Genomic DNA, 3,495 nt, shown 5'->3' on the forward strand with positions numbered 1-3,495 from the left:
CTTGGCCGCGTCCACGTCCACGCACAGCACGTGGTTGCCCATCTCCGCCAGGCAGGTGCCGGTGACCAGGCCGACGTAGCCGGTGCCAAACAGGGTGACGTTCATTCGTCCAATCCAGCCGGAGGAACCGCCGATTCTAGCAGGCGAGCATTCGCGATCCGAAGCGCCGCGGCGATCTCATGGCGCCGACAATCGATGGAAGCGACCCGCATCGCGGAACCCATGAAAAGAAAAGGGCGCGGATCGCTCCGCGCCCTCGGTGCATCGGCGAACGAGCGATTACTTGCCCGCTTCGTTCTGGTTGCCGGCCGGCGTCGGACCGGTCTTGACCAAGGTCACGTCGAAGATGATCGCGGCGTTCGGCGGGAAGCCATTCTGCGGCTGCGCGCCATAGGCCAGGTTCGACGGGATGTAGAGCATGTAGTGCGCACCCGTCTTCATCAGCTCCAGGCCCTCGCGGAAGCCGGGGATGACACCGGCCAGCGGGATCGAGGCCGGCGTGTTGCCATGGTCGGCGGAGGCATCGAACTTCTGGCCGTCGACGAAGGTACCCACGTAGTTGACCTGCACGGTGTCGCTCGGGCCCGGGCGTGCGCCGGTGCCTTCGCTGATCACCTTGTACTGCAGGCCCGAGGCGGTGGTCTTCACGCCGGGCTGGGTCTTGTTCTTGGCGATGAAGGCCTCGCCCTTGGTCTTGTTCTCGGCGGCGACCTTTTCGTACTGGGCCTTGGCCTTGGCCTGCAGCTTGGCGACGAAAGCGTCGCGCACGCTCTTGGCTTCGGTCTCGCTCATGGTCGGCTTCTGGCCCGACAGCGCGGACTGCACGGCGCGGGCAACCGTTGCCGGATCCACTTCCTCGCGCACCAGCGGGGGCAGCTGGCTGGCAAGATCCCAGCCGACCACGTAGCTGGCCTTGGTCTTGTCGACCGGGCCGGCGGCGCTCGACTTGGCGGCCGCCTGCGCATGGACGCCCGCGGTCATGCCCAGCGCAACGGCCAGCGCGGCGGCCGTCATCGTGGGACGCAGAAAATGCTTCATCGAAAACTCCCTCGTGTATTGGTGTGCCGGCAATGCGGCCGGGCCTCCCCGATGGAGGCAGGCCAGGCATTGTGAGGCGCGTCGAGCGGTCTTGGCAACGACACCGGCTGTCGACCGTCACGTTTGAGAAAGGTTCCCGTGCGTTCCGCACCGTCACTCGTGCGAGGAGGGCCGCTCCAGCGTATCGCGCAGGGCCGCCTGCAGCCTGGCATGCATCTTCACGAGCGCACGCCAGAGCACCGCCGAGAGCGCCACGCCGGCCACCAGCAGCACGATCGCCACCCCGCGCGGGGGCAGGATGGCCGACCCCAGCACGCTTACCAGCAGGCCCAGCGCCAGCAGCGTGCCCAGCGGGATCAGCCGCGCCAGCAGGCTGCGGATGGCATGGGTGTAGCCGCCGGCGAAATGCTCGCGGATGCCGAGCTCCGCCAGCAGCATGCCCAGCGCCTCGGCCTTGCGGTAGATGGCGATCAGCATCGGCAACGAGAGGAACAGCGCCGCCGCGAAGATCAATGAATGGCGCGTGTCGCGGTTCGCGCCCAGGGTGGAGAACAAGGTCCAGTTGTGCGCGTTGACGTAGGCCCCGATCACGAACAGCGTGACCACCAGCACCACGTTGATGCCGATGTGCCAGAGCAGCCGCCGCAGCATTGCGGCGACCACTGCATTCTGTTCCATCGGCTTGAGCCCGCCCAGCCAGCCCGAGTAGCTCGTCAGCAGCAGCCGCAGCGACCCAGGCGTGAGCCGCCGCATGCCGTCGACTATGCCGTTGGCGTGGCCCACCAGGTAGGGCGAGGCCGCCATGCACACCACCGACACCGCCACCGCGATCGGGTAGATGAATTGGCTGACCACGCCCAGCGAAGCACCCAACGCGGCGATGACGAAGGAGAACTCGCCGATCTGCGCCATGCTCAGCCCGGTGCGGATCGATGAGCGCGGCTCCTGGCCCATCGCCACCATGCCCATGCCCACCGCCAGCGTCTTGCCCACCATCACCACGACGGCGATGCCCAGCGCAGGCAGCGCGTACTGCCACAGCAACGCCGGATCGATCTTCAGGCCGATGGCAACGAAGAACAGTGCGGCGAACATGTCGCGCAAGGGCTCCACCAGCTTCATCACGCGATGCGCGTTGCGCGCCTCGGCGATCACCGCGCCGGCGAGGAACGCGCCGAGCGCCACGCTGAAACCCAGCCATGCCGCAAACAGGCTGGCGCCGAAGCACACGCCCAGCGCGCTGACCAGCAGAGTCTCATCACGGTCGAAACCGGCCACGTAGTCGATCAGCCTCGGCAACAGCAGCAGCCCAAGGATCATCCCCGCCACCACGAACAGGCCGACCTGTCCCGCCACGGCCAGCGCCGTACCCGCCTCCATCGCGCCGCCGATGGCCACCGCGCTCAGCACCGTCAGGATCACGATGGCCAGCACGTCCTCGGCCACCAGGATGCCCACAACCCGCTGCGCGAACGGCAGGTGGCGCAGCCCGCCCTCGGCCAGCGTGCGCGTGGCCACCATGGTCGAGGAGAGCGAGATCAGCGCGCCGAGGAACAGCGCGTCCATGCTCTTCCAGCCCATCAGTTCGCCCAGGCCCGTGCCGATCCACAGCATCAGGCCGACCTCGATCGCCGCGACCACCAGCACGCCCAGGCCGACTTCGCGCAGCTTGCGCACGCTGAACTCCATGCCCAGCGTGAACATCAGCAGCACTACGCCGAGATTGGAGATGTCATCGATGGCACGCGGATCGCCGACCAGCATGCCCGGGGTGTGCGGACCGATCAGCACGCCGGCGAGGATGTAGCCCAGCAGCACCGGCTGGCGCAGGCGCTGGAACAACACCGTCGTGGCGCCTGCCACGATCATCACCATGGCAAGGTCGCCGATGAAGCCGATCTCGTGCATGCGCGCTCCGGCGAAGAGTGGCTACCCAGCTTACGTCACAATGCAGGCGGCCGACGCGGCATCGCGCAGGTGATGGACGCGCGCAGAAAATTCGAAAAAAAGCTTGACGGAATTGCGAACCCTGCCTATTCTTTCGGGCTTCCAGCGGCGGGGCCATAGCTCAGCTGGGAGAGCGCCTGCATGGCATGCAGGAGGTCGGCGGTTCGATCCCGCCTGGCTCCACCAACCTTACCCGTCCCCATCGTCTAGAGGCCTAGGACATCACCCTTTCACGGTGGCGACCGGGGTTCGAATCCCCGTGGGGACGCCAAGGTTGGCCTCGCACTTTGTGTAGCTGGAAGACAACGCGGAGCGGTAGTTCAGTCGGTTAGAATGCTGGCCTGTCACGCCGGAGGTCGCGGGTTCGAGTCCCGTCCGCTCCGCCACTAATGAGAAACCCGCCGAGTGCGGGTTTTTTGTTGGGGCGGAGTCAAGTTAGAAGTGCGTCATCGATCGCCTGCGCGAGGTCATGCCGCCCCAGCGCGCGCATGAACATCTCCGCCGGGCAGT

The 3,495-nt window shown here is 66.6% G+C and carries 3 protein-coding genes and 3 tRNA genes; 3 read left to right on the top strand and 3 right to left on the bottom strand.

What is annotated here, in order from left to right; translation table 11 throughout:
• The 3 genes from HOQ08_RS11090 to HOQ08_RS11100 form a co-directional block, all read right to left on the bottom strand.
• On the bottom strand, positions 1–105 hold a 105-nt coding region (locus tag HOQ08_RS11090), incomplete at its 3' end, for a hypothetical protein (RefSeq protein ID WP_291194571.1).
• A 174-nt stretch (positions 106–279) separates the two neighbouring features.
• On the bottom strand, positions 280–1,038 hold the full coding sequence (locus HOQ08_RS11095; RefSeq protein WP_291194565.1) for an FKBP-type peptidyl-prolyl cis-trans isomerase: 759 nt from the start codon (positions 1,036–1,038) through the stop codon (positions 280–282).
• Between the two features lie 153 nt (positions 1,039–1,191).
• Positions 1,192–2,946, bottom strand: a complete 1,755-nt coding sequence (locus HOQ08_RS11100) for a cation:proton antiporter (protein WP_291194568.1) — start codon at positions 2,944–2,946, stop codon at positions 1,192–1,194.
• 149 nt (positions 2,947–3,095) lie between these two features.
• Here HOQ08_RS11100 and HOQ08_RS11105 point away from each other — a divergent pair.
• The 3 genes from HOQ08_RS11105 (at position 3,096) to HOQ08_RS11115 (ending at position 3,371) form a co-directional block, all read left to right on the top strand.
• Positions 3,096–3,171 (top strand) — tRNA-Ala (locus HOQ08_RS11105).
• Between the two features lie 9 nt (positions 3,172–3,180).
• Positions 3,181–3,256 (top strand) — tRNA-Glu (locus HOQ08_RS11110).
• A gap of 38 nt (positions 3,257–3,294) precedes the next feature.
• Positions 3,295–3,371 (top strand) — tRNA-Asp (locus HOQ08_RS11115).
• Positions 3,372–3,495 lie beyond the last annotated feature (124 nt).

Origin of the sequence: Frateuria sp. (assembly GCF_013362045.1) — a bacterium.
Classification (GTDB): domain Bacteria; phylum Pseudomonadota; class Gammaproteobacteria; order Xanthomonadales; family Rhodanobacteraceae; genus Frateuria_A.

Coding starts and splice junctions, on each gene's coding strand:
- HOQ08_RS11095 (WP_291194565.1), bottom strand. CDS start 1,038: ATGAAGCATTTTCTGCGTCCCACGATGACGGCCGCCGCGCTGGCCGTT.
- HOQ08_RS11100 (WP_291194568.1), bottom strand. CDS start 2,946: ATGCACGAGATCGGCTTCATCGGCGACCTTGCCATGGTGATGATCGTG.